General features: G+C 67.8%; 18 protein-coding genes. All 18 read right to left on the bottom strand.

All coding sequences use genetic code 11. The annotated features are described in order from the left end of the window. Positions 1 to 82: 82 nt before the first annotated feature. The 18 genes from fliR to rpoN all read right to left on the bottom strand — a co-directional run bounded on the left by fliR (position 83) and on the right by rpoN (position 15513). Positions 83 to 874: a flagellar biosynthetic protein FliR gene (fliR, locus tag VPH47_RS10990; protein WP_094001353.1), complete on the bottom strand. Its 792-nt coding sequence runs from the start codon at positions 872 to 874 to the stop codon at positions 83 to 85. Positions 875 to 887: 13 nt separating this feature from the next. Further along, a complete protein-coding gene (locus VPH47_RS10985; RefSeq protein WP_368850794.1) occupies positions 888 to 1157 on the bottom strand; it encodes a flagellar biosynthetic protein FliQ in 270 nt (89 codons plus the stop codon). A 59-nt stretch (positions 1158 to 1216) separates the two neighbouring features. After that, a complete protein-coding gene (gene fliP / locus VPH47_RS10980; protein WP_005409541.1) occupies positions 1217 to 1996 on the bottom strand; it encodes a flagellar type III secretion system pore protein FliP in 780 nt (259 codons plus the stop codon). Position 1997: 1 nt separating this feature from the next. Beyond that, a complete protein-coding gene (gene fliO / locus VPH47_RS10975) occupies positions 1998 to 2417 on the bottom strand; it encodes a flagellar biosynthetic protein FliO (protein WP_368850793.1) in 420 nt (139 codons plus the stop codon). Then, complete coding sequence (fliN, locus tag VPH47_RS10970) at positions 2414 to 2749, bottom strand: flagellar motor switch protein FliN (protein ID WP_005409543.1); 336 nt, start codon at positions 2747 to 2749, stop codon at positions 2414 to 2416. The genes fliO and fliN overlap by 4 nt, the downstream gene beginning before the upstream one ends. Next, positions 2746 to 3750 carry a flagellar motor switch protein FliM gene (fliM, locus tag VPH47_RS10965; RefSeq protein ID WP_049431106.1) on the bottom strand — a complete coding sequence of 335 codons (1005 nt, stop codon included), beginning with the start codon at positions 3748 to 3750 and terminating at the stop codon, positions 2746 to 2748. Before fliM ends, fliN begins: the two co-directional genes overlap by 4 nt. Positions 3751 to 3760: 10 nt before the next feature. After that, positions 3761 to 4276 (bottom strand): flagellar basal body-associated protein FliL, encoded by a 516-nt coding sequence (fliL, locus tag VPH47_RS10960; protein WP_110712218.1) that lies wholly within the window; start codon positions 4274 to 4276, stop codon positions 3761 to 3763. Between the two features lie 192 nt (positions 4277 to 4468). Next, positions 4469 to 5605: a flagellar hook-length control protein FliK gene (locus VPH47_RS10955; RefSeq protein ID WP_368850792.1), complete on the bottom strand. Its 1137-nt coding sequence runs from the start codon at positions 5603 to 5605 to the stop codon at positions 4469 to 4471. Next, entirely contained in the window at positions 5605 to 6072 is a 468-nt protein-coding gene (gene fliJ, locus VPH47_RS10950) for a flagellar export protein FliJ (protein WP_110712220.1), read from the bottom strand. The genes VPH47_RS10955 and fliJ overlap by 1 nt, the downstream gene beginning before the upstream one ends. A gap of 3 nt (positions 6073 to 6075) precedes the next feature. Then, positions 6076 to 7461 (bottom strand): FliI/YscN family ATPase, encoded by a 1386-nt coding sequence (locus VPH47_RS10945; protein WP_088435729.1) that lies wholly within the window; start codon positions 7459 to 7461, stop codon positions 6076 to 6078. Beyond that, positions 7458 to 8099 (bottom strand): FliH/SctL family protein, encoded by a 642-nt coding sequence (locus VPH47_RS10940; RefSeq protein WP_164162383.1) that lies wholly within the window; start codon positions 8097 to 8099, stop codon positions 7458 to 7460. Before VPH47_RS10940 ends, VPH47_RS10945 begins: the two co-directional genes overlap by 4 nt. After that, entirely contained in the window at positions 8096 to 9082 is a 987-nt protein-coding gene (gene fliG, locus VPH47_RS10935; RefSeq protein ID WP_024958226.1) for a flagellar motor switch protein FliG, read from the bottom strand. Before fliG ends, VPH47_RS10940 begins: the two co-directional genes overlap by 4 nt. Positions 9083 to 9089: 7 nt before the next feature. Further along, positions 9090 to 10736 (bottom strand): flagellar basal-body MS-ring/collar protein FliF, encoded by a 1647-nt coding sequence (gene fliF / locus VPH47_RS10930; protein WP_110712222.1) that lies wholly within the window; start codon positions 10734 to 10736, stop codon positions 9090 to 9092. A gap of 13 nt (positions 10737 to 10749) precedes the next feature. Beyond that, positions 10750 to 11115: a flagellar hook-basal body complex protein FliE gene (fliE, locus tag VPH47_RS10925; RefSeq protein WP_005409552.1), complete on the bottom strand. Its 366-nt coding sequence runs from the start codon at positions 11113 to 11115 to the stop codon at positions 10750 to 10752. A 492-nt stretch (positions 11116 to 11607) separates the two neighbouring features. Continuing rightward, positions 11608 to 12024, bottom strand: coding sequence for a hypothetical protein (locus tag VPH47_RS10920; protein WP_368850791.1), 417 nt, complete (start codon positions 12022 to 12024; stop codon positions 11608 to 11610). Between the two features lie 185 nt (positions 12025 to 12209). After that, positions 12210 to 13715, bottom strand: a complete 1506-nt coding sequence (locus tag VPH47_RS10915; RefSeq protein WP_110712225.1) for a sigma-54 dependent transcriptional regulator — start codon at positions 13713 to 13715, stop codon at positions 12210 to 12212. Beyond that, positions 13712 to 14089: a response regulator transcription factor gene (locus VPH47_RS10910; RefSeq protein WP_010485922.1), complete on the bottom strand. Its 378-nt coding sequence runs from the start codon at positions 14087 to 14089 to the stop codon at positions 13712 to 13714. Before VPH47_RS10910 ends, VPH47_RS10915 begins: the two co-directional genes overlap by 4 nt. A 14-nt stretch (positions 14090 to 14103) precedes the next feature. Continuing rightward, positions 14104 to 15513, bottom strand: coding sequence for an RNA polymerase factor sigma-54 (gene rpoN, locus VPH47_RS10905; protein WP_368850790.1), 1410 nt, complete (start codon positions 15511 to 15513; stop codon positions 14104 to 14106). Between the last annotated feature and the right edge of the window lie 21 nt (positions 15514 to 15534).

Below are 15534 nucleotides of genomic sequence, written 5' to 3'. Positions count from 1 at the left end.
GTGTTCCGGCCAATGGCAGCCGAGCATGGGCTCGGCTCTACAGAAACGAATGCATGGCAAGCGGCAATGCGTGATGACAGGGTCAGTGTGTGACCGCGTCCGCAGCCTGGAAGGCGGCATCGAACAGGCGCTGTACCGGCGGGCCCATTTCCCCGGCCAGCAGCGCCAGCAGGAACAGGCCCAGCAGCAGCGAGACCGGCAGGCCGAGCTGGATCGGGTTCAGCGCCGGGGCGGCACGGGCCAGGACGCCGAACGCCAGATTCACCGCCAGCATTGCCACGGTCAGCGGGATCGCCAGGGTCAGTGCGCCGCGCAGCACGGTCAGCAGGAAGGTCGGGGCGATGCTGAAGAAGGCGTGCGGGTCCGGCAGCGGGGCGCCGATCGGCAGCGCCCGGTAGCTGTCCACCACCAGCGAGATCAGCGCCAGGTGCCCGTTGGCGGTGAAGAACAGCAGGCCGAACAGCAGATAGAACCACTGGCCGATCACGCCGGAGGTGCCGCCACGCAGTGGGTCACTCATCTGCGCGAAGGCCAGGCCGGTGCCCTGGGCGATCAGTTCACCGGCCATCGCGCCGGCTTCGAACACCAGCCGCAGCAGGAAGCCGATGGCCACGCCGATGGCCAGTTCACGGGCGATGGTCAGCACCGTGGCGGCATCGAAACCGGTCCAGTCCGGAACCGGCGGCAGCAGCGGCGCCAGCGCGATGGCCAGGGTCCCAGCCAGCACCACGCGCACCCGCGCGGGAACGGCACGGGTACCGACCATCGGCATGGCCATGGCCACTGCGCCGATGCGCAGCATGGTCCATAGCACGGTGCCGATCATGCCGAAGGCCTGCAGGCCGTCGGCAGCCATCTGGGTGGCGGCGTCCATCGAAGCGCGTGTCCTAGCCGATCAAGTGCGGGATGCGCTGGAACAGCAGCGTGGTGAATTCAACCAGGTGGCCGATCAGCAGGCTGCCCAGCGCGAACAGCACCACGGTCAGCGCCGCTGCCTTGGCGACGAAGGCGATGGTCGGTTCGTTCAGCTGGGTCGCAGCCTGTACGACACCGACCACCACGCCGACCACCAGCACGGTGAGCAGCAGTGGGCCGGCCACCCACAACACAGTAATCAGGCCGCCACGCAGTTCGGTCAGGGCAAGTTCGGGAGTCATTCGGGTTCCATCTGCTTATGTAGCGTCGAGCCATGCTCGACTGCGCTTTGCGGGGGATATCAGGCCGGATTGAAGCTCGCCGCCAACGTGCCCACGGTCAGCACCCAGCCATCGACCAGCACGAACAGCAGGATCTTGAACGGTGCCGACACCAGCATCGGCGACAGCATCATCATGCCCATCGACATCAGCACGCTGGCCACCACCAGGTCGATGATCACGAACGGGATGAAGATCAGGAAGCCGATCTCGAAGGCGGTCTTCAGCTCGCTGGTGACGAACGAGGCGACCAGCACCGGGAATGGGATCGCATCGGGGCTGGCGTAGGTGCCATGCCCGGCGATGCCGGCAAAGGTCATCAGGTCGGTCTCGCGGATCTGCGCCAGCATGAAGCCGCGCAGCGGCGTGGTGGTCAGCGTCCAGGCGGTCTGGAAGTCGATCTCGCCGTTGAGGTAAGGCGCCATGCCGGTGCTCCAGGCCTTGTCCCAGGTCGGCATCATCACCATCGCGGTGAGGAACAGGGCCAGGCCCAGCAGCACCTGGTTGGACGGCGTCTGCCCGGTACCCAGCGCCTGGCGCAGCAGGCCCAGCACGATGATGATGCGGGTGAACGAGGTCAGCACCAGCAGCATCGACGGGATCAGGGTGATCGCCGTCATCAGCAGCAGGGTCTGCAGCGGCAGGCTGACCGGCGCACCACCGATCTTGCCGACGTTGATGTCCGGCAGCGGGGTGGTCGGCGCGCCGGGTGCGGCGAATGCCAGCGCCGGCAACAGGCACAGGGCGAGCATCAGCAGCCACGGCATCAGGGTGGCAAGACGGGTACGGGTGACACGCATGTCAGGGGTCCTTGCGCAGCCGCTGTTGAAGCAGCTGGGCGAAATTCGGAAGATTCTTGAAGTCCGGCACGCGCACCGGCGCGGGCGGCGGCAGCGGTTCGGGCAGGGTGTGCAGGGTGTTGATGCCGCCAGCGGTGACGCCCAGCAGCAGCTGCTGGCCATTGACCTCGACCACCACCACGCGCTCCTTGGCACCGACACTCAGGCTGGCGACCACCTTCATGCCTTCGGCCGGGCGGAAGCCGCTGCCGGGCAGGTGCTTGAGCAGCCAGCCGAGGCCGATGACCAGCGCCAGCACTGCCAGCAACGCCAGTACCGCACCGAACAGGCTCGGTGCGGCGGCTGCGTGCTGGCCGATCTGCGGGCCGACCGGAGCGGCGGTCTTGCCGACCGCCAGCAGGGTGGAGGCCAGCAGGCTCAACGCAGTCTCCGGATCCGCTCGCTCGGGCTGACCACGTCGGTCAGGCGCACGCCGAAGCGGTCGTTGATCACCACCACCTCGCCGTGGGCGATCAGGGTGCCGTTGACGAAGACATCCAGCGATTCGCCGGCGCCGCGTTCCAGTTCCACCACCGAGCCCTGGTTGAGCTGCAGCAGGTTGCGGATCGGCAGGCGGGCGCGACCGACTTCCAGCGACAGGGTCACCGGCACGTCAAGGATCACGTCCAGGTTCAGGTCCGGACCGTTCGCCTCATCGGCCTGCAGGCTGCTGAACTGGGCCGGGGTGGGTTCGAGGGCGTCGATATCGTTCATTGCGGGTCTTCCTGGATGACGGGTACGCGCGGGCGGGTGCCCGGCGGATGGGTAGCAGTGATCTTCACGGCGTTCATGCCGTTGGCGATGCCGAACTCGCCGGTGAACACCGGGATGTTCTCCACGCACAGCGGCACCTGCGGGCTGAGCTCGATCGGCAGGATGTCGCCGACCTTCAGCTGGGTCAGGTCACGCAGCGTCATGCGCTTGCTGGCCAGCACGCTGGACAGGGTCACCTCGGCGATGTTGAGCTGTTCGCGCAGGGTCTGGCCCCAGCTCTCGTCGCGATCATTGCGGTCGCTCTGGATGCCGGCGTCGAGCAGTTCGCGGATCGGCTCCAGCATCGAGTACGGCAGGGTCACGTGGATGTCGCCGCCACCGCCGTCGAGCTCGACGTGCAGGCGGCACACCACCACGTACTCGCGCGGCGTCACGATGTTGGCGAAGTGCGGGTTGATCTCCGAGTTGATGTACTCGAAGTCGACGTCCATCACCGGTGCCCAGGCCTCGCGCAGGTCGGCGAAGGTCTGCTTCAGCAGCAGGTGGATCACCCGCATTTCGGTGGCGGTGAACTCGCGGCCTTCGATACGGGTCGGGTAGCGCCCATCGCCGCCGAAGAAGTTGTCGACGATGGCGAACACCAGGGTCGGCTCGAACACGATCAGGCCGGTGCCGCGCAGTGGCTTGAAGCGGATCAGGTTCAGGTTGGTCGGCACATACAGCGAGTGCATGTAGTCGTTGAACTTGATCAGCTCGATGCCGCGCACCGACAGCTCGGCCGAGCGGCGGATCAGGTTGAACAGGCCGATCCGCCACAAGCGCGCGAAGCGCTCGTGGACCATTTCCAGGGTCGGCATGCGACCGCGGATGATGCGGTCCTGGCTGGCGAAGTCGTAGGAACGCGCCTCGCCTGACGGCGGCTCCGGATCGGTTTCGACCGCGCCACTGTCCACGCCGTGGAGCAGGGCATCGATCTCATCCTGGGACAGCAGGTCATTCATCGGTGGGCCCTTACTGGGTCACGAAGCTGGTGAACAGCAGATCGTCGGCGCCGTTGCTGCCGGTCTCGGCCTTGAGCACTTTCTGCACTTCGGCCAGCGAAGCGGTCTGCAGCTTCTGCTTGCCGGCGATGTCGGCGATCTGGTCGGGGCTGACCTGCGAGAACAGCATCAGCAGGCGTGCGCGGATGGCCGGGGCATGCGTCTTGATCGCTTCCAGTGCGGCCGGGTCGCGGGTCATCAGCTGCACTTCCAGCTGCAGGTAGCGCGGGCCGTCGACCGGGCCGTTGAGATTGACCACGAAGGCCGGGTCCAGCGCGAAGTACTGGGCCGGTGCCGGGGTCGTGCTCTTCTTCGGGGCCTGCGCGGCCTTGTCTTCGTGCTTGGACTGGGTGAAGAACCAGACGCCGCCACCGGCGGCAGCGGCGGCCAGCACGGCCACCAATGCGGTGATCAGGATCGGACTACGCGGCTTGGCGGTCTTGTCCTTCTCGGCGGTCTTCTTGGTTTTGTCAGCGGCTGCGGCCACGAGGTGAAGCTCCTGAGGGTTGCTTCACCGGGATATGCAAGGGGTGTGCCGTAGCCGGGGCAGAGGGGGGCGACGGAATTCCGTCGGGGTGCCCGTGGGGCCGTGCGGAGCAAGCTCCGCACCCACCAACGCGATACGGGTAGGTGCCAACCGTCCCGCTCTGGTGGGTGCCAACCTTGGTTGGCACGTCTGTCAGGCGTACGCGTCCAGCAGCCCGCGCTGGCGGATCAACTGCGTGGACGACACGCTGGTGTCACCCGGCGACGGTTCTCCGTCACCCGCGATGCCGCCACGACCGGCCTGGCCCGACGCATTGCCGTCACCACCGGGACCCTGGTGGCCAACATCGGCGTGGGCCAGCTGGAAACCCTGTTCGCCCAGCAGTTCACGCAGGCGTGGCAGGCTGCTTTCCAATGCCTGGCGCACCTCCACGTGCGGACTGCTGAAGCTGGCGTGCACCTTGTCGCCGTTCAACTGCAGGCGAACATCCACCGGGCCCATGTCATCCGGACTCAGCCGGATGTGGGCGTGGCCGATCTTCTGGTCGGCCAGCCAGCCCAGGCGCGCACCGATGGCCTGGTCGAAACCATCGTCACCGAGCACCGGCTTCGGCGTCGGCTCGCCATTGAAGATGGCATTGCCGGTGGCCAGCGCGGCCTTCAGATCCTGCACGGCCGCGTTGCCCGGCGCATGCAACAGCGGCGCCGTGGCGCGGTCGCCGATGAGGGATGCGTCGCTGCCTTCGCCACGCTCGCTGCGCTTGCCGGGCAGCACCATCTCAGGCAACGGCAGCGTGGCCGCCTGGTCACTGGCGCTGCTGGCGGTGGACGATGTGGCCGCCGCCGCGGTGGACGGCAGGGCCGCTGCGACCGGCGCTGCAGCGGGCGCGGGCAGGGCGTTGCCGCCTGCGTCGCTGGCCGTCACTGCCGCGGCTGGCAGAGCGCTGGCAGGATCGGCAGGCGCTGGTATCGCCAGCACCAGCCCGGCCAGTCCGAGCGGTGGCCAAGGGGCTTCCTCGCTCGCGGCCGGGGTGTCCTTTTCGGCAACCGGCTTGGCCGGTGCTGCGGGCACCGTGGCGGCGGGCTCGTCGGGGGCGGCAGCGCTGTCCGGCCTGCGATCGGCGCCGGCCTGGCCGTTGCTGTCGGACGCTGGACTCTGCGTGGACGGCGTCGGCGTACTCGACGGCTTGGCAGGCGCATCGGCGCCCGTGGCGCCCCCCTGCAGCAGTTGGCTGAACTCTTTGCTGCCGTCACCGCGTGGCGCGCGCGTTGCGCTGCTGCCGGAATTCTGTGGCTGCGCGTTGGCACTCCCGGCCAATGGGGTGGGCATCACGAGCGGCCTCCCTGCTCGGTGCCGTCCTGGTCTTCGGCCTGCACCAGTCGTGCGCGACGCGCGCCAATGTCATCCATCTCGCGCTGGTCACGGCGGTCGGTCACCACCTTTTCCTGTGCGCGGTAGCTGGCAGCCAGCTGTTCCAGCACGGCCTTGTCACGGCTGGCCAGGATCAGCCGCGCGCGCTCGGCTTCCACTTTTTCGCGGTTGCCATCCACGGTGCGCTGCTGCTGCTCCACCGCGCTGTCGAGGCGGTCGAGGAAGGCACGCCGGTTCAGCAGCTGCGCCGGACTGGTCGCCGCCATCTGGGCGTTGGCGTACTCCTCGGCGTAGCGGCGCAGTTCGTCCAGTCGCGATAGATGGGTGTCGAGCACGCGCTGGCGTTCGGCAAGGTCACGGGCAACCGCGTCCTCGTGTTCCTGGGCCCGCTTGAGCAGGGGATCGATGCGCTTGGACTGGTTCATGGCTTAACTCTCTTGTTCCACCAGGCGCTGCAGTGCCGCCTGGCTGTGCGGGAGATCTGCGGCCTTGGCAACGTCCTGGCCGAGGAACTCCATGATTTCCGGCCAGCGCTCCAGGGCTTCGTCGGTGGCCGCGTCGTTGCCGCGCTGGTAGGCGCCGATGGCGATCAGGTCGCGGTTGGCCGAGTAGGCCGAGACCAGCCGCTTCAGCTTGCGGATGCGCAGGCGCCACGGTTCGTCGGCGATTTCCGTGACCACGCGGCTGACCGACGATTCAACGTCGATGGCCGGGTACAGGCCACTGTCGGCCACGCGCCGCGACAGCAGGATGTGGCCGTCGAGGATCGCGCGCGCCGCATCGGCAATCGGATCCTGCGGATCGTCGCCTTCGGTCAGCACGGTGTAGAACGCGGTGATCGAGCCGCGGCCCTTGGCACCATTGCCGGCGCGTTCGACCAGTGCCGGCAGCTTGGCGAACACCGACGGCGGGTAGCCGCGGGTGGTGGGCGGTTCGCCCACCGACAGGCCGATCTCGCGCTGCGCCTGGGCGAAGCGGGTCAGTGAGTCCATCAGCAGCAGCACGTTCAGGCCCTGATCGCGGAACCACTCGGCGATGGCGGTGGCACGGTAGGCGCCGTGCAGGCGCGCCAGCGGCGGACGGTCGGCGGGGCTGGCGACCACCACGGCGCGGCGCAGGCCTTCTTCGCCCAGCGTGGTCTCGACGAAATCGCGCACTTCGCGGCCACGTTCACCGATCAGGCCGACCACGATCACGTCCGCAGCGGTGTAGCGGGTCATCATGCCCAGCAGCGTCGACTTGCCGACGCCGGAACCAGCGAACAGGCCGACGCGCTGGCCGCGGCCGATCGGCAGCAGCGCGTTGATCGCGCGCACGCCCACGTCCAGCGGCTGGGTAATGGGTTCGCGCGCAAGCGGATTGATCGACACGCCGGCCATACCGACGTGGCCTTCGGCGCGGATCGGGCCCTTGCCATCCAGCGGCACGCCGTCGCTGTCGATGACGCGGCCAAGCAGGCCTTCGCCCACTTCCACGCCACCGCGGCGCGCCGATGGCACCACCCGCGCATTGGGCAACAGGCCATGCAGCTCTGCGCTGGGCATCAGGTAGGTGCGCTCGCCGGCGAAGCCGACCACTTCGGCATCGACCCAGCCACCATCAACCACTTCTACCTTGCAGCTGGCGCCGAGGGGCGCCTCGCAGCCGACGGCTTCCAGGGTCAGGCCGACCGCGCGGCGCAGTACGCCTTCGCGGATCAGGCCGCGGCCATGGGCGGTATCCACACGCAGGCCATCGAGGCGACGGGCCAGGCGCAGGTTGCGGGCCATGGCCCAGTCGGCCGGTGGCGGCGTCGGCTGTGGATCGGGGGTCATGCATTGGCTCCGGTCTGGCGGATCACCGCGTCCAGCGCGCCGCGCAGGCGGGCTTCCAGGGTGCCGTCGATGCGCACCGCTTCGGCGTGCACGCGAAGATCGCCACGGCTCAGGCTGGTATCGGGCACCAGGCGCTGTTGCGGCGGCAGGCTCAGCAACGGGGCGAGGGCGGCGATGTCATCCGGGTGCAGCCGCACTTCCACTTCCCGGGTGCTGCCACCCACCGCGTCAATCGCCTCACCGACCAGCTGTGCCAGCAGTGCCGGGTCAGCTTCATAGGCGCGACCGACCAGCGCACCGGCGATGCGCACCGCCAGCTCACCCAGTGCGCCGACCACTTCGTTCTCCAGCCGCACCAGTGGTCGGCTGAAGTTGTCGAGGATGCCTTCGATCTGCGCAGCGAGGCGACGCACTTCGGCCTGGCCCTGGCCATAGCCTTCGGCATGGCCGTGCTGGAAGCCTTCCTTCTCGGCGCTGTCCTGGATCGCCTGGATCTCCTCCAGGGTCGGTAGTTGCAGCGGCGGTTCGGGGTCGTGTTCCGGGTCCGGCTCGGTGAGCTCGAACGCATCCTCCTGCTCCAGCGCCGGTTCGGGCTGAGCCAGCAGGTCCGGGGCAAGCCAGCGCACGACGTTGCTCACAGCATGGCCTCCGCGCTGCCACCAATGGTGACGGTGCCTTCATCGGCCATGCGCTTGACGATGGCCAGGATCTCGCGCTGCGCGCCTTCCACGTCGGACAAGCGCACCGGGCCGCGGGCTTCCATGTCTTCCAGCAGGATTTCCGCCGCGCGCTGCGACATGTTGCGGGTGATCTTGTCGCGCACCTTGATGTCAGCACCGCGCAGGGCCAGGCCCAGGCGCTCGCCGCTCACTTCACGCAGCACCAGCTGCATTTCGCGGTCGTCGAGGTCGACCAGGTCGTCGAACACGAACATCAGGTCCTGGATGCGGTTGCTCAACGGCGCATCGATGCGCGCGATTTCGCCCAGGATCGCCTGGTCCTGGCCGCTGTCCATGAAGTTCAGGATGTTGGCCGCGCACTGCACGCCGCCAATGTTGGACGACTTCAGGTTCTGGTTGCCGGCGAACTGGCGCTCCATGATCTCGTTGAGTTCATTCAGCGCATTCGGCGGAATGCCGTCGAGGGTGGCGATGCGCAGCAGCACGTCCACGCGGGTGCGGTCCGGCAGCAGTTTCAGCGCGTCGGCGGCCTGGTCGGTTTCCAGGTGCGCCATCACGATGGCGATGATCTGCGGGTGCTCGTTGCGCACCAGATCGGCCACCGCACGCGGGTCCATCCACTTCAGTGCGTCCAGGCCGGTGGTGTTGCGGCCGAGCAGGATGCGGTCGATCAGGTTGCCGGCCTTCTCGCTGCCCAGCGCCTGCACCAGCATGTTGCGGATGTAGTCGTCGGAGCCCACGCCCAGCGAGGTCTTCGAGCCCAGTTCCTGGCCGAACTGGTCCATCACCCGTTCCACCTGTTCGCGGGTGATGTCGGTCATGGTAGCCATTGCGATGCCGATCTTCTGCACTTCCTTGGGTTCCATGTGGCGCAGCACTTCGGCTGCGTCCAGCTCACCCAGGGACAGCAGCAGCACGGCCGCGCGCTGCACACCGGTCAGTGGCGCCTCAGTCATTGGCCACCCAACCCTTGACCACCTGGGCCACGCGCTTGGAGTCGGTCTTCACGGCTTCACGCGCCATCCGCAGTCGTTCCTCATATGAATCCACCGGCAGGGCCAGCGCATCCGGCCCGCCCAGGCTGGCCCGGTCGGCGCCGAGCGCCGGCAGTGGCATGCCATCGTCATCGACCAGCTGCACGTCCGCGGTATGCGGTTCCAGTGCCTGCGGGTCGTCCTTCTTGTTCTGGCCAGTGATCGCACGCAGCGCCGGGCGCAGCACGCCGAACAGCAGCGCCAGCACAACCACCGCGCCAAGCAGCATGCGGCCGGCATCGTGCACCCACGGCAGTTCCCACCAGGCCGGGCCTTCTTCGGGCGTGATCTCGCGCACGAACGGGGCGTTCATCACCGACACGGTGTCGCCACGCTCGGCATTGAAGCCGACGGCCTGCTTGACCAGCGCTTCGACGCGGGTCAGTTCGGCGGCCGACAGCGGCTGCGGGCTCATCTTGCCGTTGGCGCCGGCGCGCGGCACGTTGTCCACCAGCACCGCCACCGAGACGCGCTTGATGCGGCCGGCCGGCTGGCGGGTGTGCTGCAGGGTGCGGTCCAGCTCGTAGTTGCGGGTCGCGTTCTTGCTGCTTTCGGTCGGGGCCTGCGCAGTAGCCGGCGCGGCCTGCTGGCCCGGCGGGCTGTTGCTGGTCGCGCCCGGCACGCCCTGCGGGCCCGGGGTGCTGGTGGTGTTCTCGCTCATCTGCTCGCTGCGCAGCTTCTGCGGTTCACCGTTGTAGAGCTCACGGGCTTCCTCGGTCACCGAGAAATCCATGTCCACGCTCACTTCCGGATTGACGCGGCCGGGGCCGGTCATCGGTTCCAGCAGCTCGCGGATGCGCTGGTTGAACGAGGTTTCCTGGCGGCGCACCTGCTCGAACTGGGCCGCGTTGACTGCCGCCTCGCTGTTCGGGTCGGTGATGCTGAGCATGCGCCCGCTCTGGTCGACCACGGTCACGCGTTCCGGAGCGAGGTCCGGAATGCTGGCCGCGACCATGTGCACGATGGCGTCGACCTGGCTGCGTTCCAGCTGCTGGCCGCCACGCAGTTCCAGGGTGACCGAGGCGCTGGCCACGTCACGCTGCCGGGTGAAGGCGCTGGGCTTGGGAATGGCCAGGTGCACGCGCGAATCGCGCACCGGGCGCAGCGTGTTGATGGTGCGCGACAGCTCGGTTTCCAACGCATGCTGGTAGCGCGCGCTTTCCACGAACTGGCTGACGCCGAAGCCCGGGTCGCGCTCCATCAGCTCGAAGCCGAGCTTGCCGCTGTCGGTCAGGCCGGAGCCGGCCAGCTTCAGGCGGGCGTCGTGCAGGTTCTTTTCCGGCACGGTGATGCCACCGGTGGCCGGGTCGAGCGCGAACGGGATCTGCGCGGCGCGCAGCAGGTCGGTCGCTTCAGCGGTCGCCTTCTGGTCCAGGCCGGTATACAGCGGGACCATGCCGGGCTTCTGCGACCAGAAGAACACGGACAGGCCTGCCGCCACCGCCACCGCGATCATCGCCATCAGGCCCAGCCGACGGGTGATCTGCAGACTCTGCAGGCGGTCGAACCATTGCCCGGCCTTCTCGGCGTTCAGGCTGTCCTTGGAGAGCGTCAGTGCCATGCGTCAACGTTCCTTACAGCGGCATGTTCATCACGTCCTGGTAAGCCTGGACGAGACGGTTGCGGACTTCCACGGTGGCGCGGAAGGCGATCTGGGACTGCTGCGAGGCGACCATCACCTTGGCCAGGTCGGCGCTGGGGTCGCCCATTTCGAAGGCCTTGGCGAGGGCGCCGGATTTCTGTTGCGCGTCGTTGACGCCGGCAATCGCACCACGCAGGGTTTCGGTGAAGCTGGCCGGCTGGGCCTGCGGTGCGTCCAGCACCGTGCCCGGCAGGGCATTGCTGCGCGGCGTTTCGCCCAGCGGGTTGAGCGCCGGCTGTCCCATCTGGGTCTGATAGGAGCGGATCTGCGAAAGGATCGAAGTGACGGAGTGGGACATCTGCAACGGTTCCAGAAACAGGGGATGGGGTTGTCTGCTGGAGCAGGTGCAAGTGCCGTGCCGAAACCGGTTTTCGATTCAGTGAAGTGAGGAGGTTGGGTGTGCGTGCGGGGTTGCACCCCGCTCCCCGCGGTAGCGCCGGCCGCTGGCCGGCAACCTCAGCAGCAACGGCCGAAGCCGAAGCAACGGCAGAAGCTGGCTATCCGTGGGGTGGCGCGGTGGATCCGGTTGCGGGGGACGCCGTAAACCCGTCCCTGGGGGCTTGGCCGCGGCATCCATGCCGCGGACACCCCCGCAACCGGACCCACCCCGCCTTCGACAATGTCCCGCGATCTGTCGGAATTGCATGGGCTGCTCTTGGTGGGTGTCGACCTTGGTCGACACGGCTCTTCTGGGGTCGGATCCCGTTGCTGCGCAACGCGCTCTGACCCCATGGTCATGTGTGGACGAGGCGTCGGCGAGGCGCCATTTAACCGGCGTCGGTTTTCTGGCCTATGGCTGCAGGGTCCAGCGGCCGGAATTCTGGCGCTGGCGCGGTGCGATGGGGCCGTCGTGCTGGGTGTAGATGAAGCGGCCCTGGCGGTCGCTCAGGCAGGTCAGCAGCAGGGTGTAGCGGGCAGGGCCTGCCGGGTGGGCTTCGTTCATCTGGATCTCGGCGATGTGCGGGGCCAGGCGCTGGTAGCGGTAGCTGCCGCCGATGCGCAGATCGGTGCCGAGGATGTCCAGCACGTACTGGTTGCCGGCGAAGCTGAGCTGGACCATGCGTCCGGCATTCGGATTATCTGGCTGGTACAGCGGGTCGCTGAGGTTGGTGAACTGGCGTTGGTCCAGCGTGGTGGGCAGGGTGCAGTCGGCGGCGGTGGCCAGGGCCGGGCAGAGCAGGGCGGCGAGCAGGGTGAGGCGATGCATGGTCGGAGCTCCTTGGGATGTCCTTGCCATGCTCCGCACTGCGGCGGTGATGTCTTTAGGAAAACGTGCAAATGCAATGGGGTCAGATCCCTTTCCGCAGGAAAGGGATCTGACCCCAGGTACTGGAAGCACCAACGCCCGGGCAAGCCCAGGCGTTCGTGCCCCCTTCATGCTGGTCGCGAGCTTCAGCCGGCCAGTTCGGCCTGCTCGCGTTCGATGCCGTACTTGCGCAGCTTTTCCACCAGGGTGGTTCGGCGCAGGCCGAGCAGCTGGGCGGCGTGGGCGACGACGCCCTGGGTGCGTTCCAGTGCTTCGTTGATCAGGCCCAGTTCGATGTTGGCCATGTGGTTGCGCAGGTCCATGCCTTCATCGGGTAGCGCCGCCGGTGCTGCGGCGCGATTGACGGCGATGCCGTGCTCCAGTGCCGGTTGGCTGCCGCCGCCCGGGGTGTGGAACGAGAAGCTGCGCAGGTCCAGGCGTTCTTCGCTCGCCGTCGGCTGTACCGGTGCCGGTGCGGCCACCGCTGCCAGTGCCGCATCGCCACGGTAGCGGGCAGGCAGGTCCTGCACGCGCACCGAGCCGCCCGGATGCAGCACCGCAAGGCGCTCGACCAGGTTGGTCAGCTCGCGCACGTTGCCCGGCCACTCGTAGCCGGCCAGGGCCTGCAGGGCTTCCGGGGTGAAGCGCACTTCGCCACGGCCGGTACGGGCCAGCTGCGCGGCAATGGTTTCGACCAGTGCCGGCAGGTCTTCGCGACGCTCGCGCAGGGCGGGCACGTCGATCGGGAACACGTTGAGGCGGTAGAACAGATCCTCGCGGAACTTGCCTTCGGCAATACGGGTTTCCAGGTCGCGGTGGGTCGCGGCCACGACACGCACGTTGCAGCGGATGGTCTGGTTGCCACCGACGCGCTCGAAGCTGCGCTCCTGCAGCACACGCAGCAGCTTCACCTGCATCGGCAGGCTCATGTCGCCGATTTCGTCCAGCAGCAGGGTACCGCCTTCGGCCATTTCGAAACGACCCTTGCGCGCGGTCAGTGCGCCAGTGAAGGCACCCTTTTCGTGGCCGAACAGTTCACTTTCCAGCAGGTCGGCCGGAATGGCGCCGCAGTTGATCGCCACGAACGGGCCATCACGGCGCGGCGAGCGCTGGTGGATCGCGCGCGACACCACTTCCTTGCCGGTACCGGATTCGCCCAGCACCAGCACGGTGGTGTCGAATGCGGCCACCTGTTCGATCATGGTGCGAAGTTCGGTCACCGCCGGGCCGTTGCCGGTCGGGCCCTGGTCCTGCGCGGCGCCGGCCTGGTGCTCGGCATCCAGGCGCTTGAGGCTGGCGCGGCGCAGCAGGGCTTCCATCTGCGCATGGCGCAGCGGGGTTTCCAACGGCCAGATGTTGGCTTCGTGCAGGCCGTGCTGGTGGGCAAAGGCTGCGGCATCACCGTCGGCCAGCAGTACCGGCGGCGGCAGGCTGCTGCCGCCCAGCCAGTTGTACAGTGCGGTGCTGGCAGCGTTGTCGTCCAGAGTGCCGACGATCACCGCCATCCAGTCGTTCTGGCGCTGGCGGCCCAGGTCGAAGTCGGCTGCGTCGGAAACCCAGCGCGGGTTGAAGTCCATGAATTCCAGCAGGGCAACGGTGCGCTCGGCACGCACGGCGTCGTTGTCCAGCACCAGGATGCGCGATTCGCTCACGATCGATCCTCCCTGAGGCCTTCCAGGATCGGCATGACTTCCTGGATGTAGGACAGCTTGCTGACAAAATTGTCGGCGCCGGCACGCAGCGCGTGTTCGCGGTGTTCGGCGTCGTCGAAGTGGCTGGCGATCACGATGTACGGTGCATCGTCCTGCGACTTGATCAGGCGGGTGGCCTGCAGGCCGCCCATTTCCGGCATTGCCAGGTCCATCAGCACCACCTGCGGGCGCAGCGTTTCCGAGCGTTCGATCGCTTCCAGGCCGTTGCCGGCGCTGCCGACGATCTGCAGCCAGTCGATCTTGCGGAAATGGCGCATCGCCGCGTTGATGAAGCCCTCGTGGTCATCGACCAGCAGGACCGTGAGCTTGTTCATGTCCAACATCCTTTTCAGCCCACCCGGGCCAGCTGCGGTTGCCTGGCGCCAAGCCGGCGCCGTTCACGGGCCGGGGCGATGTCCAGTTGTTCTCGGTATTTTGCGACGGTTCGGCGGGCAATGTTCACCCCCTGGCGCGACAGCAGGCCGGCGATGGCCTCGTCGGCCAGCGGCCGGCCGGCGGGTTCGGCGTCGATCAAGCGGCGGACCATGGCCTTCACGGCCTGGCCGGAGACGCTGGCACCTTCCAGGCGCACGGCGAAGAAGTGCTTCAGTTCGAAGGTGCCGCGCGGGGTCTGCAGGAATTTGCCGGTGGTGATGCGCGAGACGGTGGACTCGTGCATGCCGATTTCCTCGGCCACTTCCTTCAGGGTCAGCGGCGCCATGGCCTCTTCGCCACGCACCAGGAACGCGGCCTGGCGCTCGACGATCACTCGCGCGGTGCGCAGCAGGGTGTCATAGCGCATCGACAGGCCGCGGCTGAACCAGCGCGCTTCCTGCAGCATTTCGCGCAGTGCCGGTGCGGCCTCGCTGGTCTCGGCCAGCGCCTGTTCGTACTGGCTGTTGATCGAGACGCGGCGGCTGGTGGCCGGGTTCAGTGCCACCTTCCACTGGTCGTCGGCGTGCCAGGCGACCACGTCAGGTACCACCACGGCATTGCGTTCCGGCAGCAGGCTGTCGCCCGGCCGCGGCTGAAGCGACAGGATCAGGCGCACGGCTTCGCGTACGTCGTCGATCTCGGCATCGTGCTGGCGGGCGAGGGCGGGGTAGTCGTGCGCGGCCAGCGCGTCGAGCGCGCCATCGAGGATGCGGGCGGCCAGGTGGCGGGCGGGGACTACGCCGTGCAGGCTGCGCAGCTGGGCCTGCAGGCCTTCGCGCAGGTCCTGCGCGGCCATTCCAGCAGGTTCCCCGTGCAGCAGCTGCTGGCGGATGGCTTCGACGCCGTCGGCGGCGATGTCGAACTGGGCGCTGGCCAGCAGCTGCAGCTGGTCCAGCGGTGCCTGCAGGTAGCCTGCCTCATCGCAATGGTCCAGCCAGAAGGCGGCCACGGCCAGCTCGCGGTCGTCCATGTCCAGCGCCAGGCGCTGCAGTACGCGCAGCTGCGGGTCGGTCGATTCGCCGGCGGCGATGCGCGCCATGCGGTCGTCGTCGCCGTCCTGCCAGCTGGCGCCGGCCACATCCCACATGGAAGACTCCGGCAGTTCGTCGAACGCAGCGGTTTCCAGCGTGGTGGCGCCGGCCTCGGTGGCTTCGGCGGTGGGTGCTTCAGCCTCTTCGATTTCCAGCAGGGGATTGGAGTCCAGCAGGCGCTGGATTTCCTGTTCCAGGTGCAGGCCATCGAGCTGCAGCAGCCGGATCGACTGCAGCAGCTGCGGGGTGAGGTGAAGTTGTTGGCCCAGCTGGGTCGAGAGTGCAGCCTTCATCGTGGTTCCCTGGCACCGCTC

Origin of the sequence: Stenotrophomonas sp. WED208 (assembly GCF_040984485.1) — a bacterium.
Lineage (GTDB): Bacteria > Pseudomonadota > Gammaproteobacteria > Xanthomonadales > Xanthomonadaceae > Stenotrophomonas > Stenotrophomonas riyadhensis.
This window is presented reverse-complemented; position numbering and strand designations above follow the sequence as displayed.

Bases quoted from the DNA above. Each gene is read 5' to 3' on its own strand.
- VPH47_RS10920 (WP_368850791.1), bottom strand. From the start codon at position 12,024: ATGCATCGCCTCACCCTGCTCGCCGCCCTGCTCTGCCCGGCCCTGGCC.
- fliN (WP_005409543.1), bottom strand. From the start codon at position 2,749: ATGAACGATATCGACGCCCTCGAACCCACCCCGGCCCAGTTCAGCAGC.
- fliJ (WP_110712220.1), bottom strand. From the start codon at position 6,072: ATGAACCAGTCCAAGCGCATCGATCCCCTGCTCAAGCGGGCCCAGGAA.
- rpoN (WP_368850790.1), bottom strand. From the start codon at position 15,513: ATGAAGGCTGCACTCTCGACCCAGCTGGGCCAACAACTTCACCTCACC.
- VPH47_RS10945 (WP_088435729.1), bottom strand. From the start codon at position 7,461: ATGACCCCCGATCCACAGCCGACGCCGCCACCGGCCGACTGGGCCATG.
- fliR (WP_094001353.1), bottom strand. From the start codon at position 874: ATGGACGCCGCCACCCAGATGGCTGCCGACGGCCTGCAGGCCTTCGGC.
- VPH47_RS10910 (WP_010485922.1), bottom strand. From the start codon at position 14,089: ATGAACAAGCTCACGGTCCTGCTGGTCGATGACCACGAGGGCTTCATC.
- VPH47_RS10985 (WP_368850794.1), bottom strand. From the start codon at position 1,157: ATGACTCCCGAACTTGCCCTGACCGAACTGCGTGGCGGCCTGATTACT.
- VPH47_RS10955 (WP_368850792.1), bottom strand. From the start codon at position 5,605: ATGCCCACCCCATTGGCCGGGAGTGCCAACGCGCAGCCACAGAATTCC.
- fliP (WP_005409541.1), bottom strand. From the start codon at position 1,996: ATGCGTGTCACCCGTACCCGTCTTGCCACCCTGATGCCGTGGCTGCTG.
- fliF (WP_110712222.1), bottom strand. From the start codon at position 10,736: ATGGCACTGACGCTCTCCAAGGACAGCCTGAACGCCGAGAAGGCCGGG.
- fliM (WP_049431106.1), bottom strand. From the start codon at position 3,750: ATGAATGACCTGCTGTCCCAGGATGAGATCGATGCCCTGCTCCACGGC.
- fliE (WP_005409552.1), bottom strand. From the start codon at position 11,115: ATGTCCCACTCCGTCACTTCGATCCTTTCGCAGATCCGCTCCTATCAG.